Genomic DNA, 26,879 nt, shown 5'->3' with positions numbered 1-26,879 from the left:
GGACAATTGAAATGGAAAAGAAGACAGAACAGTATGATGTCGTCATTATCGGTGGCGGGGCTGCTGGATTAACAGCAGGGATCTATTGTGGACGAGCAAAATTGAAGACACTCCTTTTGGAAAAATCGCTGGTAGGCGGTCTTGCGACTTATACTAATGAAATAGAAAATTATCCTGGTTTTCCTGAAGGAACGACCGGAACAGACCTTATGGGATTATTTCATAAACAAGCCAAAAAATTTGGTGTTGATTTCAAAATGACAGATGTCAAATCTGTCTCGGTAGCAGAAGACATTAAAGTAGTGGAGACCTTTCGGGTTCGATATGAGTGTAAAGTCATTATCATAGCCAGTGGAGGAAAACCAAGAATTACAGGTGCAGCTAATGAAGATATGTTCTTATATGATAAAGGGATTTCCTTCTGTGCAACCTGTGACGCTGCGGCAAATACGGGGAAAACAGTTATGGTCGTTGGCAGTGGTGATGCAGCTATTGAGGAAGGGATGTTTCTGACTAAGTTTGCAGATAAAGTGATCGTATCTGTCATGCATGATCATGGGAAAATGGATTGTAATGAAATTGCCAAAACGCAGGCACTAGAAAACCCTAAAATGGAATTCATGTGGAATACGGTGGTGAGTTCTTTCGAAGGTGAGGAACGTTTAAATTCCGTCGTCCTGAAAAATTTAAAAGCTAATGAACTGCAAAACGTAAAGGTCGATTCATGTTTCTTATTTATTGGATACACCCCGAACACAGAAATCTTATCAGGTGTAGTAGAGTTGAATCGTAATGGATATGTACGTATTAATGAGAAAATGGAAACGAATATACCTGGGGTTTTTGCAGCAGGAGATGTGTGCGATAAGTTTCTTAAACAAGTTGCTACTGCTGTTGGCGATGGTGCCATTGCAGGGTATGGTGCAGAGAAGTATATATCTGAATGTGAGGTTTATGAGCATCAAATTCTGAATCAAGGCAAAGCATCTGTTGTTTATTTATGGAATGCCACAGATCCTTCCTGTCGGGAGTTATTGCCTCTAATTGAAGGATTTGAGCAATCCCATTCGGATGTCAGGGTCACAAAGGTAGATGTATATAAGTCACCCGGACTTGCCGCCAAGCTAGGAATAGATTCAGTTCCTTCTATTGTTTATCTGGATAATGGGAAGGTCCAAAAAGTAATTACTGAAAAGATAAATGAAGAAATACTGAGTACTCTTGCTAATTAAGGAGAAAGTCAAAGACACATGCAGATGTTATCTCTGTATGTGTCTTTTTTTATTCAAGCTTAAGGAATATGAGACGAGCTAATGCAAGAGAGTGTCAAAGTATCAATAATAGTTGTTTTGTCATATATTTTTGAAAGCGCTTAAACCTTATGATTATTTTATAAATGTTGCAACTATAGCGGAGGGAGAAAGGACATCAATTATCTGTACATATCTTCAAAATCATCACAAGGAGGATTCACCTATGGCGAACGCAAGCGTCGCACCAGACAAGAGATCCGGACCGAATCTCAACAAGCAACGAACTAGCGGGATCAGACGCTTTTTTAAGCAAATAGATCTACAGCTTATGGTATTACCAGCACTTGTTCTAGTTTTTATTTTTGCCTATATCCCCATGTACGGGATTCTAATTGCATTCCAGGATTACAAGTTAGGGAATAGCTTTATTAGCAGTGACTGGGTTGGCTTAAAGCACTTTATTTACTTCTTTAATGCTCCTGAATTTGAAGTGGTTATGAAAAATACAATCATCATCAGCTTACTGAAGTTTTGTTTTGGATTTCCTGCACCGATTATTTTGGCGTTAATGCTAAACGAAGTCCGTAAGATGTTCTTTAAACGGGTTATTCAGACCGTTACTTACTTGCCTCACTTCTTATCTTGGGTAGTTATCGGCTCAATGGTTACCTCGATGTTATCCGTAGATAACGGCAGTATAAATATGCTGCTTGAGAAATTGAAATTCATTGATGAACCGATCAACTTCCTTTCCATGACAGAATATTTCTGGGGCATTTTAGTTACAACCAATGTATGGAAAGAAATTGGATTTGCTTCTATCGTCTACTTAGCTGCCATTGCTGGTATTGACCCGCATTTATACGAAGCGGCTTCGATGGATGGTGCAAGTCGGTTTAAACAGATATATTTGATTACGTTGCCTTCAATTATGCCAGTTGTAATCATCTTTATGATTTTGGCAATCGGTAATCTGGTGAATGCAGGATTCGAAGATATTTTGATCCTAGCTTCCAATCCAGCTCTACGAGAAGTGTCAGATTCAGTTGATGTATATGTTGTACGTGTCGGTATAGACAATTTCAGGTACTCCTATGCGACTGCTATCGGATTGTTCAAGGCCGTGATCAGCGTGACATTACTTACCTTTGCCAACTTCATTGCCAGAAGAGCAGGGAACAGCTTGTGGTAATGAATTACTCAATATAGGGGGACCAAACTATGAAACGTATTAATATAGGAGATCGAATATTTATAGGATTCATATATGTATTTTTGACCTTACTGGCGTTTTCCGCTTTTTATCCTTTTTGGAACTCACTTGTTATTTCCTTTAATGAGGGGATGGATACTTCGAAAGGTGGAGTTACTTTCTGGGTCCGTGAGTTCACGCTTGAGAATTATAAGATTGTTTTTGAAGATTCCCGTCTAATGGGTGGATTCGTCATTGCTACATTGCGGACAGTAATCGGTACAGTAACAGCGATACTGGCCACTTCGATATTCGCTTATGGAATGTCGAAGCGTGAACTGATGGGTCGCAAATACTACATGATTATGTGTATCATTACTATGTATTTCGGAGGGGGACTCATTCCGTCATACATGCTTATCAGAAGTTTAGGTCTCTTCAACTCATTTTGGGTGTTTATTATTCCTGCACTGGTCAGCGTATGGAATATGATCATATTCCGGACCTTCTTTCAAGGTCTTCCACAAGGTTTAGAGGAGTCAGCAAAGATTGACGGTTGCGGATATTGGGGGACTTTTGTCCGCATCGTACTTCCTTTGTCGGGACCAGTTATTGCAACATTATCTTTGTTCACAGCAGTAAATCACTGGAATGAGTGGTTCGTAGCGAGTATTTACATTACGAAAGAGGAGTTAATGCCGATTCAGACCATTTTAAGACAGATATTGTTCTCTAATATTGCTTCAGAACAGCTGTCAAATGTAGATGCAAGCTCCATTGCTCATATTAACTCGGCTAAGAAAATAACCTCGAAGTCATTAACGATGGCTACGATCATGGTTGCAACTATTCCGATTGTATGTGTGTATCCATTCCTACAAAGATTCTTCGTTAAAGGGGTCTTGGTCGGATCATTGAAAGAGTAGGATGATAGAATGAGATTGGGTTTAGAGCGTATTGCTTTGAACATAGATTACAAATTGAAAGGGGAAAATACATTGAAGACTAAGAGAAAGATGCTTCTCGGTATGATGTCTACCTTGCTATTGACGACTTTGGTGGCGGGTTGTGGTGGCAACAATTCAAGCGCTCCGGCGGCAACTGCTGAACCAGAGAAAGAAGGAGGAACAGCGGTCAATACAGCAACTGAAGCTCCTGCGGCTGATTTGTATGAATTAGGGAAAGAACCGCTTGAAGTCTCATTCTACGGAAATTACGGCTGGTATCAAATGCCGAAATGGGGCAAAGATGCTGCTTCTAAATGGATTTTAGATAATCTGAAGATCAATGTCACAGGAATTAGCTCTGGTGGTAATAACGCTCAAAAGCTGCAAACGATGATCGTTGGTAACGAGCTGCCGGATATTGTGTGGACCGAAAAAGGTGCTGACGTAGAACGTCTTCGCCAAGCGGATATGCTAGTTCCTTTGGATGAATATATTGATAAATATCCAAACTTTAAGAAATACTTAACAGCTGGACATTTGGAATTGCTTCGTTCCCCTGATGGGAAGATCTATCAGCTGCCGAATTATTATACAACTCAACCAAACGGAAATGCCGGTTATGCTATTAATAAAAAGATTTACAAAGAGCTTGGTTCTCCTAAGCTAGAAACGACAGATGATTTGTATGCTTATTTAAATGCTGTTAAGGCAAAGTTCCCTGACGTTATTCCGTTCGAGACGGGTTTAGCGAGAGATGGTAACGGAATTGACCAGTTATTCTCCTCTTTTAAAGAGAGTAATCTGTCGTATACTAGAATATACGCCGTACCTGATGGCGACAAAATGGGTTCGATATACAAGGATGAAGGATTCCGTGAGTCTGTTGTATTTGCTGCTAAATTAATGCGTGAGAAGCTAATGACGCAGGATGCGAATACACAAACAGAAGATCAAATTAGAGAGAAAGCGATGAATGGCAAGTTTGCTGTTATTGCGACTTTTGATCCAATGAAATTGCTCGCCACTGCTGATGAAGAGATGAAGAAGACGGATCCAGAAGCTGGTTATATGTTTATTAAACCGATTTACAAAGCTGGTTTGGATCAAAGTAAGATTACTCCAGGAACGTACAATCAGTTAGGTTGGAACGTTGCTACAATCACTAAAAACGCTAAAAATCCAGAGGCTGTATTCGCTATGCTTGACTGGATGACAGGACCAGAAGGTTCTATGGTTCTTAACTGGGGTCCTCCAGGACCAGATGGTTATTGGGATGGATTTGAAGCAGATGGACTTACTCCTAAATTTAATAAAGATAAGTATCTGAATGAGCCAGAAGCTCTGTCCGAAATTAGCGGAAAAGCCGGTGACTTGGTATGGGTAGGTAATACAGTTTTCTTGGATAATACAAAGAAAATGATGTTGCAAACCCTTCCAGCTGACAAGATTGACTTTAGTAACCGTTGGCAGATGGAAGTTACTTGGGCTTCACAAGGTGACTTTACGGAGTTCCTGAATTGGGATCCGGCTCCAGACAGTGAAGAAGGTATTATTAGACAAAGTGTCAGAGATATCTGGTTAACAGCAAGAGCAAAATCAATGTATGCGAAGACTGATGCAGAAGCATTAGCAATTCTTGATAAAGCACATGAAGATTCTATCAAGGTTGGCTATGAGAAATTCCTCGATTATGTAACAAAAGTATGGACAGAAAATAAGAAAGCTTTAGGTAAATAATAATTTGTAATACGAAGGTTTGCTATTTAGCGAGCCTTCGTTTTTACGTCCCATTTCTAGTGCTCATTGCTTTATAAGCTGTTAGGTAAGAGAATGAATGGTATACTGAAAAAGATTGGTTAGTAGAATTCAGCAGGTTGGTTTAAAAACATTTCAAAGGAGGATTGTGTTGATGTACAACGTATTATTAGTAGACGATGAGATGCTTGATCTTGAAGGCATGAGACAATTCATTCCTTGGAATGAACTGGGTATGCAGGTCGTGGAGGCAGCGAATAACGCGTTTACCGCATGCGATATTTTAGAACAGCATGTTATTGATATTATTGTTAGTGATGTGAATATGCCGAATATGTCGGGTCTAGAGCTGGCTCGGATTGCCATAGAGAAAAAAAACGATATACGTGTGATTTTTGTAAGCGGTTACCAGGATTTCAGTTATGTGAAACAGGCGCTTTCGCTAAAAGCGTATAGCTATGTCCTTAAACCAATGGATGACAAGGAACTTATTGCTGCACTTCAGAAAGTTAAGCAGGATTTAGATGATGAAAGTAAACGGCGTGACGTTGAAGAAGCTTATCAGCATATGATTCCTATGGCCAAAAATGATTTGTTGATCCGCTTGTTTGAAGGGGAATGGGAGGGGGATACTCAAGCTGGAATGTTGAAGCTTATGAAATCCTACGGTCTGGATAAGCTGGAATGGCCTATACGTGTGGCGGTCTTGGAGCTGGACTATTTCAACTGGTTTCAAGAACAGGATAATCTAACTAAACATCTAATGTCCAAGGACTTTCTATATGAAGTGAATACAATTGCTCAGAAGCACAGGATGCCTCATTGCTATAAGGTATCGTCTTATCGAATCGCGTTGTTGATTAACGAACAGGAGATGGAGAGGTTTATTGAAGAAATTTATGACTCGATTCGTACAAAATTTCCTGTCACTATGACCGTAGGTGTAGGGAAGCCTACATTTGCTATGGAACAGGTCCACACCTCCTATCGGCAAGCTATGGAAGCCGTTGACGGAAAGATGTTTCTTGGCAAAGGCAAACTTATTATGTATGAAACGGTTAGCAGCGAACCTGGAATGATTGATGCCCGTACGTTGGATACCCGTATGGATACGCTTTTTAAAGCGATGAAAGAATATGAGTTAGTCCTTATTTATGATGAGATCGATAAGCTGTTCAGATCCGTGAGTAGTCTAAGATCTAAATTTACGATTCATAATCTAGCCATGTATATTATATGGAAGCTGGATCAGCAGTTGAAGGAGGTTAGCGAGGATTTATTTGAAATCTTAGGTATGGAGTTACATAGTTTAGATATTTTGCTTCAATTCGATACGATCAGTGATATACGCTCTTGGCTTGTACTCAAAACGTTTGAAATATCCGAGTACCTACGAAGCAAAACAGAGTCAGTGAACAATAAACTGATTAGAGAAATTATGCAAATGATGAAGGATAAGATGAGCGAGAATTTTACGTTAAAGGATATTGCACAGCAGTTCTCTTTCTCACCCAACTATTTGGGATATCTATTTAAAGAGGAAACTGGGAAAACGTTCAGCGAAGTACTCATTCAGCTGCGAATGGAACAAGCAGGCAAGCTTTTGAAAGATCCGAAGTGTAAAATCTATGAAATCGCGAGCCAGGTAGGTTACCGTTATCTTCCTTACTTCAGCAGACAGTTCAAAGAAGCCTATGGTATGACACCTATGGAGTATCGTAAGCGGGAGAAGTGATGGGGGATGATGTTGCATGAAACAACCAAGAAGAAAACATAAGTATGTGCCGATAGGGTATAAATTAATGCTGACCTATATTTTTTTCATTATTATCCCTGTATCCGTGATCGGTTTTGTCTCTCACTCTATGTACAATGATTCATTACGCGAGCATACAAGTTCGAATATTAAAGGTACGTTGTTGCAGATTCGCGATAATATTGATTATAAAATGGGGGAAGTTATTCGGATATCAACGCAATTATATAGTGATTATGATTTCTATCGGAATTTGCGAAGTTATGAAGAAGGCTGGGAAAATTATGATAGGATGTCTATGAAGGTACTTCCAAAGCTGGACGTAGCTATTCAATCAACGGGTATGAGGATTGGGATGTCGCTATTTTTAAAGAATGAATCCATTCCTGAGATCTATTCGAATTCACTTGAGGGCTATCTGGATAATAGTAGCTTCTATCATCTTTACCATATGAAACGGATTGAAGGGAAATCCTGGTATTATGATTTTCCAACCGAGAAATACGCGGAGACTATGAAATGGTGGCAGATCGAGCGCGATGTAGAAAATAATCGGATCTCGTTGCTCCGTAGATTAATAGATACATACGACCCTCTCGTGCCTAAGGAGATTGGCTTCTTGCGGATTAATGTAGGCATTCCAGATCTGTTCAATAGTGTGAATTATACGAAGATAGGAAAAGGAAGTATTCTAATTTTAAAAAACGAGTTCGGAAGAACGATGTACCAATCGGGAGAACTACCAGAGCACTATACCAATGAAACCGAACTTAATAAGGATTACCTGACGATTAGTGAAACAGTTACGGTTTCTAACCAAGCTTGGCAATTAAACGCGCTAGTTCCAATTACAATACTTGAACAGGATGCAGTGAAGGTACGACTGTTTATTATTTCAATGTGTCTCATCTGTTGTATTGTCTTTAGTTTTGTCGGCATATTTATATCCCGATATTTTTCAATTCGGATTAATAAGTTCGTGTACGTGCTGAATGCCTATCGGGAAGGTGATCTTCACAAGCGTATTTCCTATCGAGGTAAGGATGAATTCTCTCAGATTGCAACCGCGTTAAATGATATGGGCGAGAATATCGATATGTTGATTAAAGAAGTATATTTGACGCAGCTTCAGAAGAAGGAAGCAGAGCTTGAAATTCTACAATCACAAATCAATCCTCATTTCCTATATAATACGTTATCTTCTATTATTCAATTAGCCAAGTTTGGTCAAAATGAGAAGCTGCAGCAGATGGTGCTGGAATTAGCGAAGTTTTATCGCCTGACGCTTAATGAAGGACGTACCATGATTCCGGTCCCCACTGAAATTGAACAGGCTAACGCTTATTTAGAAATTCAGAAAATTAAATACGGTGATCGTCTGGAAGTTATGTTTGATTTTGATACAGAAATCTGGCCTTATGAGACCATAAAACTGATTTTACAACCATTTATCGAGAACGTGCTGAAGCACGCCTGGTGTGGTGACCACATTCATTTACGCATTGTTGGGCGTAAAGAGGGCAATGATATTCTGTTCCGCATCATTGATGATGGAATCGGCATGAGACAGGAACGTATTGATCAAATTTTTGATCCAAAGGGCCATACGAATACAGGTTATGGGGTCCGTAATGTGGATCAGCGGATTAAACTGCAATATGGATCTGAGTATGGCGTAACCATTTTTAGTCGTGTCGGAATTGGCACTTCTGTTCAGATACTTATTCCGGCTAATAAGGGCAAGCGTGGCATTCGTTCAAATATTGTACATGATGAAAAGGGGTCTTAAAGCTAGTTTTTCTAGCCTAAGACCCCTTTAGCTTTAATTAGAACCCTTTATATTGAGGCTCTTCGGACTCTAATTCGGTTACCCGGTTCTCTACTTGAGTTACGATTTGTTGTGTTTGCTCAGCTGCGTTTGTGAACAAGGTTTTTGCACTCTCGTTTTGTGTTTCTAGTGCAAATTGTTCAAGACTGGCTTGAGCACCTTTTAAAGAAGATAAACATGTTTTTACTTGTGAGGCTACTGTCATTGAGTTTCTCTCCTCTGTGTTGGATTATTAGCAAGACGATTGCTATTGTCCTCAAATGCATCTATCGTTATGCAGGAAAGAAATTCATGTTTGTAGTAATAGAGGATTTTCCATAAATAAGTAGTGGAATTCCGGAGTGAATGCGGCTTTATTGACAAATAATGAGTGTTAGTAAACAAGCTTTGATTCAAAAAGGAGGGTATTTGTAATGCCGGAGTGGTTGGAGGTTATAGTTCGAACGCTCTTTGCTGTGGTTGTACTTTTCTTTTTAACAAAATTACTGGGAAAGAGACAAGTATCGCAGCTCTCGTTCTTCGAGTATATTACGGGGATAACTGTCGGCAGCTTAGCCGCTTATATTTCTTTGGATACGGATAAGTTATGGCATTTAGGGCTCATTGCACTGATTGTATGGGTAGCTTGTTCTTTAGGGATCGAATACCTTCAGATGAAGAGTAAAAAAGCAAGAGACTTTATTGATTTCAAGTCTACCGTACTAATTAAGGACGGAAAAATTCTCGAAGATCACATGAAAAAAGAACGTTTAACCACAGATGAACTGCTGGAGGAGTTACGCAAAAAAGACGTTTTCAATATATCGGAAGTGGAATTTGCGATTATGGAATCTGATGGAGCCATAAATGTTTTACTTAAGAGTGAAAATCAGCCGCTAACCCCTAAGCAATTGGGTATAAAGGTTGCTCCAGAGAAAGAGTCACAAGTTGTCATTATGGATGGTAAAGTGCTCGACAAACCATTAGATACTCTAAATCTAACGCGAAGCTGGCTTGATGGTGCCCTTGAAAAAATGGGTCTGACTGTTGAAAATGTGTTTCTTGGACAAGTTGATTCTTATGGTGAGCTGACAGTCGATTTGTATGCCGATAACTTTAAAGTCCCACAGCCGCAGGATAAGCCACAATTATATGCTTTGCTGAAAAAGTGTGAAGCTGATTTAGAGATGTTCAGTTTATCAACAGATAACGAAAAAGCTAAAAAAATGTATGAACAATGTTCGGAGCAATTGCAAGCTTCACTGAAGGTTTTGAAACCGTTAATTCAAAACTAAGGGTATAGATAAGGCACTCTCGAGTGAGATCGAGGGTGTTTTTTTATATTAATTTAAATAAATGTAATAATATGGGCACAAAGTAGCTGTACAACTTCAAAATATTAATTATAGTTGAGATTAGGCTGGAGTTATAGATGACACAGGATTGGAGGAATGTCCTCGCTTTTTATTTAAATCACAAAAACAAGGAGGAAGATGTTCACGTGAAACTAAAAGGAAAATTTTCATTCGGAATTATGGTTACGCTTACAACTTCGCTGGTTCTAGGTAATTTGGTATGGAGTAACCCTACCGCACAGGCAGCAAATATTTTTAGCAATGATTTTGAGAATGGAAATGCCGACAATTGGACGAGTACAACAGGAACTTGGTCTGTAGTTGAAGAGAGTGGCAATCATATGTATTATCAATCCAGTCAAAACGAAGGACGTTCGTTCTCCGGTAGCAACACGTGGACAGATTACAGTGTTCAAGCCGATGTGAAGATTGATAATTTCAATGGAACTAATCGAACTTATGTGTGCGGGCGCTATGTTGACGGAAATAACTATTATGCTGCATCTCTGTCTAACAGTAATGGTGGGACGCTTGAAATACGAAAAAAGGTGAATGGTTCAAGTTCAACACTGGCTAGTAAAACTGATTTTCCTATAACCACTGGAACTGCCTATACAGTTAGGCTGGAGCTTAGTGGAGATTCGCTTAAAATGTATGTAAATGATGTTTTGCAGTTAAATGCACACGATAACAATTTGACGGCAGGAGGTATTGGACTTGTAGCTTATAAGACAGCAGCGAAGTTCGACAATATCAATGTCTCCGATATCACAACGGGCACTCCGACATCTACGCCTACCGTAGCACCAACAATTGCACCAACGGTAGCTCCTACGGCTACTCCAACAGCAAGCGCAACCCCCACTGCGACAGTAGCTCCAACCGCCACTCCAACTGCAACACCAATTGCAGGCTCGATTTATGTAGCCCCTAATGGTCTGGACAGCAACGCAGGAACAATTGGTAGTCCAACCACACTGGCCTCAGCGATTACGAAGGTAGCCCCCGGGGAAACCATCTATATGCGTGGAGGGGTTTACACGTATTCTTCAACAATAATTGTTGGACAAGATAATAGCGGAAGCTCTAACTTACGAAAGAACATCGCTGCATATGGGACTGAGAAGCCTATACTGGATTTTTACGCCCAGCCATTTGACCCAGCTCAACGTGGTTTGCAGATATACGGAAACTACTGGAAGGTAAAAGGATTAGAGATAAGAGGCTCAGGAGACAATGGGCTCTTTATTGGCGGGAACTATAACATTATTGAGAATGTTGAAACCCATCATAATCGGGATTCGGGACTGCAAATCAGCCGTTATGCTTCATCTCTGACCAGCATGAGTCAATGGCCGAGCTATAATCAAATCATTGGAGTATACTCTCATGATAATTATGATCCAGATAATGGAGAAGACGCTGATGGTTTTGCTGCTAAGCTGACTATAGGTCCTGGTAACGTATTTGATAAATGTATAGCTGCATGGAATACAGATGACGGCTGGGATCTTTACAGTAAATCAGAAACAGGCCCCATCGGAGTGGTGACGATCAAGAATAGTATCTCCTATAAGAACGGACAGACCTCAGATGGAAATTCAACGGCAAACAGCGATGGGAATGGATTCAAACTAGGTGGTGAAAAGATTGCAGTAAACCACATTGTACTGAATAGCATCGCATTTCAAAATAAAAAACACGGATTCACTTACAACAGTAATCCAGGTTCCATCCAGTTAACAAATAATACTTCTTGGAGTAACGGACAGAGTAACTTTGCTTTTGATACCGGTACTCACCAATTTACGAACAACTTGTCTTTTGCAGGAGGATCGAGCGATAAAACAAGTGGCACCGATATTCTAAGTACTAATGTGTGGTGGAAGAGTAATGCAAGTACCAATGCCAAGGGTTTGGTAGCCAGTGCCGCTGATTTTGTAAGTCTTACGCCTTCAGTGGTGCGAAATGCTGATGGATCTTTTAGTCTGGGCAGTTTCCTCAAATTAACTGGGGGTAGCGACCTAATCGGATCTGGAACACCTAGCGGAACTAATATTGGTGCTACATTTCCTTGATTTGAAATCTAGGGGTTTGATGGGCATGAGTTCGGTACTATACCGGACTCATGCCTTTTTGCTCTGATATAAGAATAAACCTTCCATTTCATTGGCAAACTAAGCCAGATTAACAAGTCACAATCTTGGAGGTATGCCGCAGATGTCTGGAATTATTGAAACAATTAAAGAACAACTAGAGGGATCTAGTGATGCAGTTTTTCAATCCATTCGCCTTCACGGGCATTCCTGCCACTTGATCTATATCCCATTCATTGTGAATTCCCTGAGTCTTCATAAGGATATTGCATTGCCGCTAAGAAATGAAGCAAATTCAGAGCACAAATGGTCTGATTTTTTAGAACGACTGGATCGAGGAGCTGTTTTTCCAATCCCGTATCTTAAGGAGTTTGACTTAAACAAGGCTGTAGATCTGATCGTCGCTGGAAAAGTAGTGCTTTGTTTTGAAGAGCTTCCTTATGTTTATTATTTTGAGATCACGCAATATCAGAAAAGATCGGTCACGGAATCACAAAATGAACTTGTGGTGATTGGACCTCAAGAGGCATTTATTGAAGATATTGAAACGAATCTGTCCCTGCTCCGACACAAAATTAAACATCCGGATCTAAAGACTATTCATTATACGATTGGTAAATATACAAAAACCGATGTGTATGTTGTATACATTGAAGGTCTTTATAAAAAAGAAGTTCTTGCTGAAATTGAAAAGCAAATAAATGAAATAGAAATTGACGGAATATTGGGCATTAGTTATATATCGGAACAATTGCGGAAGGGGAACTTGACACCATTTCCGGTATTTCAATATACAGAACGCCCCGACTCGGTGGCAGCTTCTTTAATGGAAGGCCGGATTGGAATATTACAGGATGGCACACCCACTGCAATGATTGCACCTACATCTTTTTTTACAATGCTACAATCCTCTGAGGATTATTATCAAAGCTTCTATGCAGCAAGCTGGATTCGAATCGTTCGATTTGTGTTCTCCATCATATCCATGATTCTTCCATCGCTTTATGTTGCGATTACAACCTTTCATCCTCAGATCATTCCCTCAAACCTGTTAATTACGATAGCATCTGCCAGAGAGAATATTCCTTTCTCAGCATTGACTGAGGCTTTAATCATGGAGCTTACCTTCGAGGCCCTTAGAGAAGCTGGAACCCGAATACCAAAGCCTGTGGGCCAGACCGTTTCTATTATTGGGGGTATAGTCATCGGTCAAGCTGCGGTACAAGCAGGAATTGTATCTGCTCCAATGGTCATTGTGGTTTCTATCACCGGAATTGCCACCTACATCATTCCCCATTATGAGCTGGGTTTGACTTTTCGTTTACTTCGTTTCCCTTTATTGATTATGGGGGGGACGATGGGATTACTCGGGGTATATATTACAGCCTTTTTGATTTACGGGCATCTGGCTAATCTTAGACCGTTAGGTTCACCGTATTTACAACCCGTTGCTCCTTTGGTGTTACAAGACTGGAAGGACACATTATCTCGTTTTCCCTCTAACTATATGAAGAAACGAAGCAACATTTATAGCAACAGGAATCTAAGGAGACAGAAACAAAAATGAGAACTCTAAAAATTGGAGTTGTTATACTTCTACTCCTAAATGTAACAGGCTGCTGGTCGTCCAAGGTGGAACTGGACGAATTAACCTTTGTATACGGCTTGTTTATAGATGTAGGCAAAGAAGCAGGCACCGTTGAAATTACGATTAACTCTCCTTTGCCCAATCGTCTTAACTCATCAAGCCAACCCGCTAGTGGTGGCGGCGATGGAAATAGTTATTCTACAGTTTCCAAGACCGCAGATACGATAGCAGATGCCATGTTACTAGTCCAAAAAGACCTAACACGTCAGCTTAGTCTTTCCCAATTAAAAATAATCGTCTTAGGGAAAGCTTATGCAGAACAAGGAATCGGTGAACTTCTGTTATGGATTAGACGAGAGCCAGCCCTTCCCCTTGGAACCTATGTCATGGCGAGTCCCGGCAGTGCCAAAGAGATGAATACATTAACACCTATCTACGAACAATTGCCTTCTGATGTACTAATGAGCTTTGGAACAGAAAAATATATGTTTTCAACTACAATCAAGGACTGCTTGTTCGCCGAGGCATCTGGAGTTGGGTTTGCTATAAATAATCTTTCATTTGGTAAAAAAGAGGAAACTACAAAAGAAGGTAAACCACAATATTGGGCAGGCATTCAAGGGGCCATGTTGTTTCAGAATGAGAAAATGAAGGGAATACTAAAGCTTAAAGAAGGTAGGGCATTGGCATGGGCCGCAGGCAAGCTTAAGCTGTCGGTTTATTCTGTTACCTGGGATGGAGGAGAAAGTGCGGCAAGTGTTGTATTTGTTAGCACCAAAGCTTCAAAGAAAGTAAAACTAACGGATAAAGGCCCAGTGTTCACAGTGAAATTAAAAGGAAAAGCTAGTGTGATTTATTTAAGGGACCCTAAGAAAAGAAATCTAGAAGAGATCAGTAATATCATTACAGAGAAACTAAGCGATAAAATTACTGCTAATCTGACCGAAGCTATACGTTTATCCCAAGAAGCAGGTGCGGATGTTCTACAACTCGGCATGTTACTGGAATGGAATGATCCGAAACTTTGGAAGGAAGTAAGAGAACGTTGGGATAATTACTACACTCACGAGGCAGATATTAAGGTGGCAACGGACTTTCGAATTGTAGATTTTGGAACAGCAAAATAAAGAACTGAGGAATGAAAAGTTATGCGTACAACAAAGTGGCAGCTGTTCCGGTTTATCACTATTTTTTTCAGCTCACAAACCACCATTTTTTTGATTCCAACTATTATTGCTAGTTCCTCCTATCAAGGCTGGATTGCATTAATAGTTGGCTCTTTATTAGGCTTGATTTTATTATGGTTTACAATCTATGTTGGTAAGCTGCGACCTAATCAAGCTTGGGTTCACTTTGGAAAAGAGATCATTGGCAAATGGCCACATAAATTTATGCTACTGGTCCTACTATGCTGGTGTGTTTATTATGTTTCTTACGATATAGAGAACTTTGTACTATTCTTTGGTTCAAATTATTTAAGAGGAACTCCGCCGCTGTTTATTCAGCTTGTAATTGGTTTGGTGATTATGTACACAGCAAGTCTAGGTTTTGTAACGATTACATATATGGCCGACGGATTATTTATTATTTTTCTAATAACCACGATCATTTTATTTAATTTGTTCCTTTCGAACGCGGATTTTAATATGTTACCAGCTTTTATTCATTATCATGATCCTGGAATCGCCATGAAAGACTCTATTGTGGTCATGTCATGGTTTGGAGAATGGATTGTTCTCTTGTTCGTTGCACCTGATTTAAAAATTGAAGCAAAGATGTTAAAAAGATTGGTATTTGCACAGCTCTATGTATCAATCACTGTCTTAATTGGATGGATATTGACGATGCTGAGTTTTGGTCCACATCTTGGTCAGCAGCTCCAATATCCTTTTCTTGAGATGGTGCGTAGTTCGAAAGAAGAGAATTTATTAGGGAATACTGACCCGCTTTTGATTGGAATATGGTCGTCATCTATGTTTATTCACAGCTCTTTCCTTATCTACATAGCTTCAAAATGTCTATCGAGTTTGTTCAATACTAATGGTAAAAAAATTTACGTTCCTCTTTTAACACTGGCTTCAGTGACAATAGCATACTTATATTCACGAAACGTCGGCAGATATTACGAACATTATAAAAGCTTTGCAATTGTGATCATTTGGCTAATCGTAGAAAGCATACCTATCTTTTATGGGATTGTAGCTTTCATTCGATATCGGCATAAGACTGTGAAATGAAAATCGAAAGGATGACGGGGGCTGTCTAATTATGGACATTGCCTTTTTTGTGTGAATTATAAATTGGGTACGCTTTCTGTTATGATTAAAGCACTTATTACATAATTATCCTCAGATTGGATGGTGCATTCACATGAATCTTCAAGAAGTTACTGAACTTATCAAATCTATTAGGGCCAATCTTGCCAAAGTCATTGTAGGAAAAGAGGATGGAGTAGACTTGCTGCTGACCGCATTACTTGCGAATGGACATGTTCTGCTGGAAGATGTACCAGGAACGGGTAAAACCTTGCTCGCAAAGGTTCTTGCCAAATCAATAGATTGTTCATTTAAGCGCATTCAATTTACACCGGATTTATTGCCTTCTGATTTAAGCGGGATCAACTATTACAATCAGAAGACGGGAGAGTTTCAGTTCAGACCGGGTCCGGTATTTGCTAATATACTGCTGGCTGACGAAATTAATCGTGCAACACCTAGAACTCAATCCAGCCTATTAGAGTGTATGGAGGAACGGCAAATTACTATCGATGGCGTAACGCACGGATTAGAAGCACCATTTCTTGTCATTGCTACTCAGAATCCGATAGACAACCAAGGGACCTTCCCACTGCCTGAGGCTCAGTTAGATCGATTTTTGATGCGGATTACTACGGGTTATCCTACCTTCGATGAAGGGATACATATTTTACAGCGTTTTCGTGAGAATAATCCGCTCGAAGAGTCTTTTCCTGTAGCAACGGCACAAGATATTCAAGCCGCACAGCGTTTAGCCGCATCGGTAAGTATCAGTGATGATTTATTAGGTTATATCGTACGGATAACGGAAGCTACCCGCAAATCTACGGCAGTAAAACTGGGGGCGAGTCCACGTGCTAGTGGCGCGTTGCTTAGATCAGCTCAGGGATATGCACTTATTCAAGGCAGATCTTATGTAACACCGGATGATATCAAAGCCGTAGCTGTTTCCGTGCTTGCACATCGTCTGCTGCTTCATCGGGGATTAGGCTCAAGAGAGGGACAAGCCGCGGATATTGTATTGCAAGTGCTACGTGAAGTTGAGGTGCCTGCTGAACCCGTGACGTCCTTAAGTGGCGGAAAGGTGGAATGACCTATGGCTTTGCCTTGGTTCATTTTCATTACTGTGGCGTTGGTGTTACTTCTTGCTGACATTTATAAACGGAATGGCCTGAAAGCGCTTAGTTATTCTCGCTATTTTTCACGTAAGACTGCTTATGAAGGAGAACGTATTGAGATGATCGAGGAGATCGTTAATGCGAAACTTCTTCCTTTGCCGTGGCTCCGATTGGAGTCTAGTATTGCGAGAGGTCTGGAATTTGGAAGTCAGGATAATCTTGGGATTAGTACAGGAGAAATCTCTCAGAATCATATTAGTTTATTCTATTTAAAATCTTATCGTCATATTAAAAGACGGCATCAGGTGACATGTGAGCGTCGTGGTTTATATCGTTTGGAATCCGTGACTATGACAACGGGAGATCCATTTGGTTTGACTCGAAAAAACAAAACGTATCCACTCGAGTTAGAGTTATTGATCTATCCCGTTCTGCTGAATCTAGACGAGCTTCCATTGCCCATTCATAGCTGGCTGGGTGAGCTTCCTGTGAAAAGATGGATCGTTGAAGACCCTTTTCTGACTGCTGGCATTCGTGAGTATAGCTCAGGAGATTCTATGGGATTGGTAAACTGGAAGGCTACAGCACGTACTGGTGTTATGCAGGTTCATAAAAAAGATTATACTGCTGACTCCCGACTCGTCATCTGTCTGAATATAGAGGACAGTGATTCCATGTGGAGAACGGTGACTGATGTGGAACGAATCGAGCAAGGAATAAGATATGCAGCGACTATAGCTGAATACGCAATGCAGCATGGAATTGAGACCGGATTAATCTGTAATGGCAGATTGGACGATGCTGGCGAAAGAGATCCAATTGAAGCAGAGCCGATGGCTCAGCTCGAAGATATGTTAGAGCTGCTGGCAAGGCTGAAGCTGGATAGAACACTTCCTATGAGTCGACTATTGGAATTGCAGGTTGAGAGTGGAGTTAGTGACACAGACTTTCTAATCATAAGCTGCCATAGAGGAGCAGAATTGCAAAAGGCGACGGATCTCCTAATGCAGCAAGGCAATGGTGTGGAATGGCTGGATATTCCGGAACAAGGGAGAGAGAGCGCATGAAGCTTACGTTGTCTGGCTATGTAAGGGAAACAGTCAAGCTCTGGTTGTGGTCTGTTATTGAATTGTTGCTATTTCTACCGGTTTGGGTTCTATTTCAGATTTATTTGTTGCCCCAACAAGATGAACAAATATGGTTGATTGCACTGCCTATACTAGCTTTAGCGGGCATTCTTTTGCGCAATTTTTGCAATGTAAGATGGAAGCAATTGCTTGCCGCCTTAATCCTCGGGGTATTATTAGGTGCGGTTTCAGGGAGTTTATCCATCGAAAGCCTTCCCTTAGGTGTGGCTGGATTTATATGTACATTTTTAGGGATGACGGTAGACTCTAGAAATAATAGATTCAGAATGTTTTGGATAGGTATAATAATCTATTTTGTAGCTACTATAGCGTTTCATAGAGTTCCTGAATTGGAGCCAAGTGTGCCGTTATTGACCTGGTGTGGCAGTCTGTATTTAATACTGACTTTACTTATTTCTAATAGCAGCTATATACGATACAGCGCACTTACTGAAGAGAATGAAACGCTGCCCAAAGGGATACAACGGAATAATCGTATATATGTCATTGTGATTGGAGTTATTGCAGCTGTACTAGCAGCAGGTGTCGGCAAAGCTATAGGAACACTGGTATGGAGACTCTTACGCTCATTTTTCAATTTTATTAATCAGTTATTTTCTGGCACAAAAGAACCAGAGCCTCCGCCAGCAGAATTGCCGCCAGCAACTCCGATGTTACCGCCTGTTGGCGAGCAAAAGCGGGGCTGGCTAGCTATTATACTAGAGTACGGATTCTATATTTTGGCAGCGGTATTATTGGGGTTTGTAGCCTATTATGCACTTCGCTGGTTGTACAGAAATGCTGGAGAAAAGTGGCGGAGAGCCATAGATGCATTGTTATCGATGTTACGTAGGGAACATGCCCCTAAGAATAATACAGCATATCTTGACGAAGAGAAAAGCGTCTTTACTTGGGAACAAACCGTTCGAGGGTTGAAGGATTTCTGGAGCTCACGTCTTCCTTCAAAACATCGAAAGGATCGCTGGGAACAGATGAATGGCGAGCAGGAACGTGTACGTTGGCTTTATCGGCGGTGGCTAAATATAAAGCGCGATAACGGTTATGAAATGAAAAGTTATCTTACGCCGCAGGAAACAAAAAGGGATGTTTTGCTATGGGGAGATCGTAACAAGCATAAACGTAAGGGAGATGAAGATTCTATAGCTGCGTCAGAACAATTGATTGAAATATATGAAAAAGTTAGATACGGAGAAGACCAGCCTGCGGCTTCTGATATTGCAGCCTTGAAAAATCAACTGAAATTATAGAATCGTTTTCAGAATATATGCAAATTGGAACAAATAGGTTACAAAAGGCCTGTAAGTGTTACAACATGGATACAATTGGATCTGCTCTAACCACTATAATAATTCTAGTAAAATACTCGTGGAGGGAAGTCAATGAGAAAGCATAGCAGTACATATGTTGTTTTACTCTTAAGCACCTTTGTCATAAGCCAGTTGACAGGGCATACCGCTTCGGCTGCATCAGTTAGTTCTGTTCAGCCAAAATCTGCGGTAGCTGCTGCAACTGTAGCAGCTCCTAGTAATCTGGGTTCCGTTTCTTTAGGAGCTAATATCAAAGCTACACTGGAAGATGTGAATATTTGGTCACAACCTGGAGGCAATATTTTAACTTATACAATTAACTATTCGAATGGCAGCAACAAAAGTGCTAGCCTATTGTATTATTTTTCGAGAGTTATGACCTCTGGCGGCTCTGTCATTCCAGGGAATCCACTAAGTGCTGACTCTACTAAGAAAAAAGTGGGTTCTAATGAAAGCTTGCGCGTTACATATTATGTTAATGTCGGCCAGGTAAATTCGTTAAAAGGTATCAAGATTCCAATGTACGTTTGGGATTCCAAAACCAAGGGGTATCTCAAGCAAGTAGGAACTTTTAATATACCCGCCAACTATTCGCCAACCGCTGTAAACGGTAAAACTGTAAGCACTACAATGAATGACATTCCGGTTGTTGCTAAAAGCGAATCCTTGGAGCTCTACAAATACAGCGGAAAGGTTTATGCCAAGGTGGGCATAAGCTTGACCAATAAAGGCAGCAAAGTATTAAGTGATCCTGGTTACGCAGCATATTTGGTCTCGGCAGGGGGAAGCTCGTATGAATTAGCCCTTGACCGTTCTCAGCTTAGTTATAAAATTCAGCCACAAGAGAAAAAGACCATTTATTATCTTACAGAAATTCCTTCGTATATGAAGACGGATAATATGAAACTGCAATTCACCCAAAAGGATGAGGCGCTGAAGCTGGAGATTGCCAAATCTTCGTACAAGCTGCCTGCGGCTACAACACCAAATTTGGTAGTTGGCAAAGGTGTAATCAAGAAAATTACCATCAATAACAATACGATTGAAACACAATTAAATAACGCAACCGTATACGCAGAGAACAATAAGGGATTCTGGACTTTTCAGCTGCGAGTGAAGAATACAGGGAAGACAGCCGTTACGTTACCTTCTTATGAGCTTGCCGTCAAATCCTCAACTGGGACAACCTTTCCGATCAATTCTAAGGGCTTGAGCGGATTAACCATAAAACCTCTGGAGGAAAAAATCATCCCGCTTACCGCACAAGTCCCCCTTGAAGTAGAACAGAATTCACTGCAATTGCAGATGATTGAGGCTGTTTCTGCTCCAGATAATAGTGAGTCGGGAACTACCGGAGACGGAGCAGGAACTGGAAGCACTGGTGGAACCAATGTCGTTACGGGCAACACAGCTAAACTAACTGTTCCGGTTGCTTACTTTACAATCTCCTATACCTTGCGTCCAGAGGTACAGAAAGGGCTCGAATACAGAGCAACAAATGAATATGGGACGTTTACTTACAGTTTAGTTTCCTTACAGCGTTTTCCATGGAAAGACGACGATATCGTAGTTGCCAGATTAAATATTACGAATACCCAATCGGTTGCCTTGTCTCTGCCGGAATTAAAGGGAGCTGTTCAGGTAGACAATGAGGACATGTCATCTTCAACGGAACTGTTTATGGATAAGGAAACTTCAACGATTGGACCAGGTAAAAACGCTGAAATCTATGTGTTTGCCAAAATTCCTTATACACAAGAGTTCGATAAACTAAAATTAAATCTTTATTCTATGGTAAAAGAAGAGAAGAGCTCGTTCCTATCAGTTACTACTAACAGCATGATGAACGCTGTAGCTTCTATTGAAACTGGAGGAAGTTATGTTATCTCTGGTAAAGGTAAGAACGCTAAAGTGCAAGAGAACAAAACCATTATTTATGAAGGACTTAACTCCAATCTCGTATACACAGAGCTCCTTTTGAGCAGTGAAGAGAAAAGACAAAGCAAAATGGCTCGCCTCCAAGCTTATTACAAAACGGGAGACGGTCAGCTATTCGAAGCTACAGCCAATCAACCAGATACTTCTGCTACTCCGGGCGGTAAGCAATTAATCACCTTCTGGGCGAAGGTTCCGAAGGCCGTTAATACTTCTGATGTTAGCCTGTTCCTAGGGCCAGGGATTACTGGGAATAAGCTGACGGAACCGGGTCAGGAATCCACTGGATTTATTAATATGGCTTCACTGTCATTAAATCCGGTTACCACTCCACCAGAGAAAAACTTGACGAAGGTGGCAATTTATCCGTATACCATGTCCGTTCTAAGTTCAGAAGGGCGCTCATTAAAAGGCAGTGACTCTATAAATATAGTTATGAATTACAATCTTCTTCGTGATAGCAGCTATGATATGGGTACCTTCACGCATAAACTGGTCCTGAAAATGACGGACCCATATGGTCTTTCTCAGGAACGAAGCTTGAACATCGGTACTGATATTCTTGAAGGGACCAACAACTCGTATACAGCAAGCTTTAGCAATAATATGTATAAGAATTTGTCAGGAGGTACCTACCGGATCACGCTGTACGATGAATTCCAAGGCGAACGGATCGAGCTGGCTAGTCAAGCTTATAACATCAAGATTGATAGAGCAGTTGTAACTGAGAAATAGCATTTCATATCTATTATTGTACGAAGAGGAGCAGCTCCAATGTTGCGAGTGGAAAATGTAACGCATTCTTATAAAAACGGTAATGAAACTACAGCAGTGCTTCATCAAATTGACTTTTCTGTGAAAGAGGGGGAGATGGTAGCACTGCTGGGGAGCTCGGGTTCCGGTAAGTCAACGATGCTGAATCTGATGGCAGGACTAATGAAGCCTACTGAAGGCCATATTTATATTGCCGATCAAGATATCGTGAAGATGAGTGAGAATAAGTTATCGGAATTTCGCAGAAAAAATATCGGGTTTATCTTTCAAGCGTATGAGCTGATTACTAGCATGACAGTCCGTGAAAATGTAGAGCTGCCGCTGGTTTTTCAATCCGTTGCACCCTCTATACGTAAACAAAAAGCTTTAGAATTGTTGGAAGGGGTCGGCATTCCTGATAAAGCCGACTTGTTCCCTTCCCAGCTGTCTGGCGGACAGCAGCAGCGTGTCAGTATTGCGCGCTCCTTAATTACGGAACCGTCTGTTATTTTTGCAGATGAACCAACCGGAAACCTAGATTCGAAGACAGAAGAAGAAATTATCAATATCCTGCTTAACCTGAACAAGAAGATGAAGACCACCTTCATAGTTGTAACTCACGAGCTAAAAGTCGCGGAGCAAATGCAGCGGATATTCACGCTTCGGGACGGATATATGATTACTGAAAACCAAACTTCTTCGGATACTGAACTCGAAGGGGGTATACTCATTGAGGATTAGTGATATTTCCCGCTTGGCTTGGGAACAGGTCAAACGGCGGAAAGTTGTCACAGGTCTTTGTATGGCTGGCATATCCATTGGATGTGCTGCAATCATAGTTGCATTAAGTATAGGAGACTCCGCACAGAGCTACACGGAGCGGGAAATCAACCGCAATTTCAAAATGGATGAAATTACGGTGTCGCCCAACGGAGGTATACCCTCCCAAGGAGGAGGCAGCGGTGGCAGCGGATCGTCTGCGGCCAATGAAAAGCTTGATCCCGGCAGGCTGACGGCGCAAAAGCTGGAGATTATTAAAGGCTTGCGGCATGTAACTGCAGCAGCTCCCTTTCAAGAGCTAGGGTACATACAGATGTTGACTATCGATAATAAAATAACAGATGTACAGCTTATTGGAACCGATCTACGCCTGTTAACGAAATATGATAAGAAATTCAAACAAGGCGGGGCTTCTGATTTAGTGGGAATGGCTGTACTGAACTATGGTGCAACCGTTGGACTGATTGATAACGAAACTCGGCAGCGGCTTTTTGAACAACTGAGTACAGATCCATATAACAATAAGTTGATGGAACAGTACAACAGCTTAAGTATGCTTCCAACAGATATGTACAAGCAACAGGTTCAATTACAATCTTTTGATCCCGCCTCTCAAACCGGAGGGATGTTAGTTAGCTCACCGATTCAAGTGGTGGGGATCCTCGACAACCCGAGTGGAACGAACGAGAATATGGCTATGTACGACAAGAAGATCTATGTGTCACTAGAGACTGGCGAGCGGCTTGTAGAACAAATGAAGCTATCGAGTGGAACCGCTGGGCAAAAGGGTGTCTATAACTCAGCGATTGTAAAGGTAGACAGCACTGAGAATATCGTGGAACTAGAGAAGCTTATTCAGAAACTTACACTAACGACAAGCACGAATTTGTATCAAAAAGAGGCACTCGCTGATACCTTCAGCATGGTCAAGAAAGCGGCTCTCGGTGTAGGTGTATTTATTCTAATTATTGCTTCGATCTCCATTATCGTTGCGATGACTATGTCCACTCATCAACGACGGCGGCAGATCGGTATCATGAAAGTGCTGGGCGCCAATATGGGCCAGATCCGCAATATGTTCATTACAGAAGCGGCATTGCTCGGGATGTTGGGCGGATTGCTTGGTATAGTCTTTTCATACTTGATTGTATTAGGAATTAATAAGCTCATCGGTACCTCTTCAGGAATGGGTGGAGGCGAGCCTTTGGTGATTTATATTCCTCTGATGACTCTCCCGGTAGGGATCGCATTTGCGGTAATGACAGGGGTATTATCAGGTATTTATCCGGCGATCAGTGCATCCAGAACGAATGCACTCACGGCGATTAAACGGGATTAGCTATTTTTAAGTTGAAAGGAAGCCAAAGTGATGAAGAGGAGAATCAAGTGGATTGTATTGGTACTGATTATAATTGCAGCAGGTTATTTTCTATATAGTAAGATGTATAAGCCTGAAGCGCAGTTAGAGCCTGTTGAACCCCCACAAGCCATAACTTTTGAGGTCACACAGGAGACCATTACCAATTCCATACAAGTTAAAGGTAATTCTAATTATGAGAAAGAAACGCTTGTTTATGCTCCATATGCTTCAAAGGTGACAAAGTGGAAGGTTGAGAACGGTGGACAGGTCAAAAAAGGTGATTTACTGTTTACTCTCGATCAGGAAGCCTTGAAGAATGAGATTGCTACACAAGAGGCGACCATCCGTAAAGCAAAGCTGGAAGCAGAGCTGAATGCATTTGTGAGCCAGCAAGACGAGGAGAATGCAGCCCTTGGTGCGACTGAAGCAGAACGCATTAAAGCACTCACAGCCCAAGAAGCAACACGGCTAGGGGACGAGCTTAATCAGGTCAATGCCGAAATACAAGCACGCGAATTAACAGAGAAAAAAGCCAAACTCAAAACAGCACTTTATTATGCTCCGGCAACCGGCATTTTCTTATTTGACAGTGCAAGCGAAATTCCGCAAACAGTGACAGATAATCAATATATCGGAAAAATAGTAGATATGAACAAGCTAGAATTCATTGCTCTTGTAGGTGAACAAGACGTCTTCCGTATAAAGACAGGCATGAAGGTCGACGTAAAAATGACAGCTATAAAAGATTTGAAGTTATCTGGAGAAGTTACGAAGGTAGCGAAATTTGCAAAGACAGCTTCAGGGCAGAATGCTACTGCCAGTTCGGTTCCTCAATTCGAAGTGGTTATCACGCTGCAGCCTGACGAGCATTTGATCGGTGGCTTAAGCTTAAACGGAGAAATTGAAACAGTTCGCAAAGAAAATGCCACCGTTGTATCCAGCATAGCTGTAATGCATGAAGGAGACCTCTCCTACGTTATGCTGGATAAAGGGGACGGGCAATATGAACGAAAAGATATCGAAGTGGGACTGGAAACAACGGACAAAACAGAGGTTCTCTCTGGGTTGAAGGTTGGAGATGTTGTTGTTCTTCAGTAAAAATGACTAACCCTTTGTTTTACTTCTCAATTGTTTGACGCCAAACGTTAATATCTTTATTAAGATCGGTAAGATCAGGAACCGGGATTTGCTCATCGGAAAGGTTATATTTGGCTTTTAAGGCTAAGATCCGATAGACGCTTTCATCAATCCGTGTTTCTTGAATCTTACCGTTTTTTACGTTTTGCAGGAGGGAGTCTATGACCCGTTTTTCATTATCATAGCCGTGAGCAACAAGGAGAATATCACTACCTGCATTCACAGTATCTACTGCTGCTGTAGTCAGATCGTAGTTCTTCATAATGGCTCCCATGGTTAGATCGTCTGTAATTACGATTCCTTGGTAGCCCATTTCATCTCGAAGCTGTTCACCAATAATGGTACGCGATAAGGATGCAGGTTTGTCTGGATCTAATTTTGGAAACAAAATATGAGCGACCATTACGGCGTCCGTCCCCTCTTTAATGGCTGCTTGGAAGGGGAGCCATTCTAAGTCAGCTAGCTGACCGGCTGTTTTGTTCACAATCGGCAGATCCAGATGGGAGTCGACAGAAGTATCTCCGTGTCCTGGGAAATGCTTGACAACAGGAACGACGCCTTCGCTCTCAATTCCCTTCATTTCGGCAATTCCTAGTTGAATGACTTGGTCAGCAGCATTGCCGAACGACCGGTCTCCGATGACTGGATTGTCTGGATTGCTATTGATATCGAGAACGGGAGCAAAGTTCATATTAAATCCGGCTGAACGTACTTCTCTTGCGAGCAGCTTTCCCATTTTCTCGGCAGCAGCAGCGTCATTACTTGCACCCACTGTTCCGTTAGAAGGGAATGTAGCATATTCTTTAGGCATCCGGCTGACTTTTCCACCCTCCTGATCAACACTCATGAATAGTGGGGCAGGGTTGCCAGTGTTACTCTTTTTCATAGAATTGATAAGACTGATCATCCCTTTCAGGCTTTTAATATTGTCCTTATAGAGGATGATTCCACCTATTTTGTCTTCGGTAATCATCTTTTTAGCTTGCTCATCAAGGACAGTTCCATCAATTCCAACTAGGAGCATTTGTCCGATTTTTTCTTCCAAAGTCATCTCAGCAACCTGAAGAGCAATTGGATCGCTGACTGCTGAGGGGGTGGGAGCCAAGCTGGTGGTTGGTGCAGGTGTGGATTGGGAGGTCGGTGAATCGGTAGCTTCGGACTGTGAATTACTGCTGCTATTAGAACAGCCAGCAATGAGGAACAGTGACACCATAGCTGCAATAATGAAGAGTGTACCGGAAATCTTAGGCTTTAGGCTGTGACGGGTGAATCTAATCATCTGAATAGTCGTCCTTTCGTTAGCTAAATTAGATATTGGGAGAGGAATCCTTGCTGAC

Annotated in this window: 19 protein-coding genes and 1 pseudogene; 18 read left to right on the top strand and 2 right to left on the bottom strand. The window is 41.3% G+C overall.

Translation table 11 applies throughout. The annotated features are described in order from the left end of the window. The first annotated feature begins 11 nt into the window (after positions 1–11). The 6 genes from MKY63_RS27240 (at position 12) to MKY63_RS27215 (ending at position 8,692) form a co-directional block, all read left to right on the top strand. Complete coding sequence (locus MKY63_RS27240; RefSeq protein ID WP_339810572.1) at positions 12–1,232, top strand: FAD-dependent oxidoreductase; 1,221 nt, start codon at positions 12–14, stop codon at positions 1,230–1,232. A 244-nt stretch (positions 1,233–1,476) separates the two neighbouring features. After that, a complete protein-coding gene (locus MKY63_RS27235; RefSeq protein WP_076129315.1) occupies positions 1,477–2,445 on the top strand; it encodes an ABC transporter permease subunit in 969 nt (322 codons plus the stop codon). A gap of 29 nt (positions 2,446–2,474) precedes the next feature. Beyond that, on the top strand, positions 2,475–3,371 hold the full coding sequence (locus MKY63_RS27230; protein WP_036678249.1) for a carbohydrate ABC transporter permease: 897 nt from the start codon (positions 2,475–2,477) through the stop codon (positions 3,369–3,371). A gap of 72 nt (positions 3,372–3,443) precedes the next feature. Then, entirely contained in the window at positions 3,444–5,129 is a 1,686-nt protein-coding gene (locus MKY63_RS27225) for an extracellular solute-binding protein (RefSeq protein ID WP_172628815.1), read from the top strand. A 172-nt stretch (positions 5,130–5,301) separates the two neighbouring features. Next, complete coding sequence (locus tag MKY63_RS27220; protein WP_076146120.1) at positions 5,302–6,882, top strand: response regulator; 1,581 nt, start codon at positions 5,302–5,304, stop codon at positions 6,880–6,882. A gap of 16 nt (positions 6,883–6,898) precedes the next feature. Continuing rightward, positions 6,899–8,692, top strand: a complete 1,794-nt coding sequence (locus tag MKY63_RS27215; protein ID WP_339810570.1) for a sensor histidine kinase — start codon at positions 6,899–6,901, stop codon at positions 8,690–8,692. A 37-nt stretch (positions 8,693–8,729) separates the two neighbouring features. On the opposite strand, the gene MKY63_RS27210 is transcribed toward MKY63_RS27215, so the two are convergent. Then, positions 8,730–8,936 (bottom strand): DUF1657 domain-containing protein, encoded by a 207-nt coding sequence (locus MKY63_RS27210; protein WP_036678243.1) that lies wholly within the window; start codon positions 8,934–8,936, stop codon positions 8,730–8,732. A gap of 208 nt (positions 8,937–9,144) precedes the next feature. On the opposite strand from MKY63_RS27210, the gene MKY63_RS27205 reads away from it, so the two are divergent. The 12 genes and pseudogenes from MKY63_RS27205 (at position 9,145) to MKY63_RS27150 (ending at position 25,503) form a co-directional block, all read left to right on the top strand. After that, entirely contained in the window at positions 9,145–10,005 is an 861-nt protein-coding gene (locus tag MKY63_RS27205) for a DUF421 domain-containing protein (RefSeq protein ID WP_036678238.1), read from the top strand. A 968-nt stretch (positions 10,006–10,973) separates the two neighbouring features. Next, a pseudogene (locus MKY63_RS27200) lies at positions 10,974–12,143 on the top strand (right-handed parallel beta-helix repeat-containing protein); the annotation flags it as partial. 133 nt (positions 12,144–12,276) lie between these two features. After that, entirely contained in the window at positions 12,277–13,728 is a 1,452-nt protein-coding gene (locus MKY63_RS27195) for a spore germination protein (RefSeq protein WP_036678236.1), read from the top strand. Continuing rightward, positions 13,725–14,876 (top strand): Ger(x)C family spore germination protein, encoded by a 1,152-nt coding sequence (locus MKY63_RS27190; RefSeq protein WP_036678233.1) that lies wholly within the window; start codon positions 13,725–13,727, stop codon positions 14,874–14,876. Before MKY63_RS27195 ends, MKY63_RS27190 begins: the two co-directional genes overlap by 4 nt. Before the next feature lie 21 nt (positions 14,877–14,897). Next, positions 14,898–15,986 (top strand): GerAB/ArcD/ProY family transporter, encoded by a 1,089-nt coding sequence (locus MKY63_RS27185; protein ID WP_038570738.1) that lies wholly within the window; start codon positions 14,898–14,900, stop codon positions 15,984–15,986. 133 nt (positions 15,987–16,119) lie between these two features. After that, entirely contained in the window at positions 16,120–17,097 is a 978-nt protein-coding gene (locus MKY63_RS27180; RefSeq protein ID WP_339810567.1) for a MoxR family ATPase, read from the top strand. 3 nt (positions 17,098–17,100) lie between these two features. Further along, positions 17,101–18,189 (top strand): DUF58 domain-containing protein, encoded by a 1,089-nt coding sequence (locus MKY63_RS27175; protein ID WP_339810565.1) that lies wholly within the window; start codon positions 17,101–17,103, stop codon positions 18,187–18,189. Beyond that, the gene (locus MKY63_RS27170) at positions 18,186–19,517 is read left to right on the top strand and encodes an FUSC family protein (RefSeq protein WP_036678223.1); all 1,332 of its coding nucleotides are present in this window, start codon (positions 18,186–18,188) and stop codon (positions 19,515–19,517) included. The genes MKY63_RS27175 and MKY63_RS27170 overlap by 4 nt, the downstream gene beginning before the upstream one ends. 132 nt (positions 19,518–19,649) lie before the next feature. Then, entirely contained in the window at positions 19,650–22,247 is a 2,598-nt protein-coding gene (locus MKY63_RS27165; protein ID WP_339810563.1) for a hypothetical protein, read from the top strand. A 39-nt stretch (positions 22,248–22,286) separates the two neighbouring features. Then, entirely contained in the window at positions 22,287–23,006 is a 720-nt protein-coding gene (locus MKY63_RS27160) for an ABC transporter ATP-binding protein (RefSeq protein ID WP_036678220.1), read from the top strand. Beyond that, positions 22,996–24,384, top strand: a complete 1,389-nt coding sequence (locus tag MKY63_RS27155; protein WP_170914247.1) for an ABC transporter permease — start codon at positions 22,996–22,998, stop codon at positions 24,382–24,384. The genes MKY63_RS27160 and MKY63_RS27155 overlap by 11 nt, the downstream gene beginning before the upstream one ends. A 30-nt stretch (positions 24,385–24,414) precedes the next feature. Further along, positions 24,415–25,503: an efflux RND transporter periplasmic adaptor subunit gene (locus MKY63_RS27150; RefSeq protein WP_076129326.1), complete on the top strand. Its 1,089-nt coding sequence runs from the start codon at positions 24,415–24,417 to the stop codon at positions 25,501–25,503. Between the two features lie 19 nt (positions 25,504–25,522). On the opposite strand, the gene nagZ is transcribed toward MKY63_RS27150, so the two are convergent. Further along, positions 25,523–26,821: a beta-N-acetylhexosaminidase gene (nagZ, locus tag MKY63_RS27145; RefSeq protein ID WP_339810560.1), complete on the bottom strand. Its 1,299-nt coding sequence runs from the start codon at positions 26,819–26,821 to the stop codon at positions 25,523–25,525. Between the last annotated feature and the right edge of the window lie 58 nt (positions 26,822–26,879).

Origin of the sequence: Paenibacillus sp. FSL R7-0189, assembly GCF_037969925.1 — a bacterium.
GTDB lineage: Bacteria > Bacillota > Bacilli > Paenibacillales > Paenibacillaceae > Paenibacillus_AQ > Paenibacillus_AQ odorifer.
This window is presented reverse-complemented; position numbering and strand designations above follow the sequence as displayed.

Bases quoted from the DNA above. Each gene is read 5' to 3' on its own strand.
- MKY63_RS27165 (WP_339810563.1), top strand. From the start codon at position 19,650: ATGAGAAAGCATAGCAGTACATATGTTGTTTTACTCTTAAGCACCTTT.
- MKY63_RS27175 (WP_339810565.1), top strand. From the start codon at position 17,101: ATGGCTTTGCCTTGGTTCATTTTCATTACTGTGGCGTTGGTGTTACTT.
- MKY63_RS27220 (WP_076146120.1), top strand. From the start codon at position 5,302: ATGTACAACGTATTATTAGTAGACGATGAGATGCTTGATCTTGAAGGC.
- MKY63_RS27180 (WP_339810567.1), top strand. From the start codon at position 16,120: ATGAATCTTCAAGAAGTTACTGAACTTATCAAATCTATTAGGGCCAAT.
- MKY63_RS27205 (WP_036678238.1), top strand. From the start codon at position 9,145: ATGCCGGAGTGGTTGGAGGTTATAGTTCGAACGCTCTTTGCTGTGGTT.
- MKY63_RS27210 (WP_036678243.1), bottom strand. From the start codon at position 8,936: ATGACAGTAGCCTCACAAGTAAAAACATGTTTATCTTCTTTAAAAGGT.
- MKY63_RS27215 (WP_339810570.1), top strand. From the start codon at position 6,899: ATGAAACAACCAAGAAGAAAACATAAGTATGTGCCGATAGGGTATAAA.
- MKY63_RS27150 (WP_076129326.1), top strand. From the start codon at position 24,415: ATGAAGAGGAGAATCAAGTGGATTGTATTGGTACTGATTATAATTGCA.
- MKY63_RS27240 (WP_339810572.1), top strand. From the start codon at position 12: ATGGAAAAGAAGACAGAACAGTATGATGTCGTCATTATCGGTGGCGGG.
- MKY63_RS27190 (WP_036678233.1), top strand. From the start codon at position 13,725: ATGAGAACTCTAAAAATTGGAGTTGTTATACTTCTACTCCTAAATGTA.
- MKY63_RS27160 (WP_036678220.1), top strand. From the start codon at position 22,287: ATGTTGCGAGTGGAAAATGTAACGCATTCTTATAAAAACGGTAATGAA.
- nagZ (WP_339810560.1), bottom strand. From the start codon at position 26,821: ATGATTAGATTCACCCGTCACAGCCTAAAGCCTAAGATTTCCGGTACA.
- MKY63_RS27195 (WP_036678236.1), top strand. From the start codon at position 12,277: ATGCCGCAGATGTCTGGAATTATTGAAACAATTAAAGAACAACTAGAG.
- MKY63_RS27235 (WP_076129315.1), top strand. From the start codon at position 1,477: ATGGCGAACGCAAGCGTCGCACCAGACAAGAGATCCGGACCGAATCTC.
- MKY63_RS27185 (WP_038570738.1), top strand. From the start codon at position 14,898: ATGCGTACAACAAAGTGGCAGCTGTTCCGGTTTATCACTATTTTTTTC.
- MKY63_RS27170 (WP_036678223.1), top strand. From the start codon at position 18,186: ATGAAGCTTACGTTGTCTGGCTATGTAAGGGAAACAGTCAAGCTCTGG.
- MKY63_RS27230 (WP_036678249.1), top strand. From the start codon at position 2,475: ATGAAACGTATTAATATAGGAGATCGAATATTTATAGGATTCATATAT.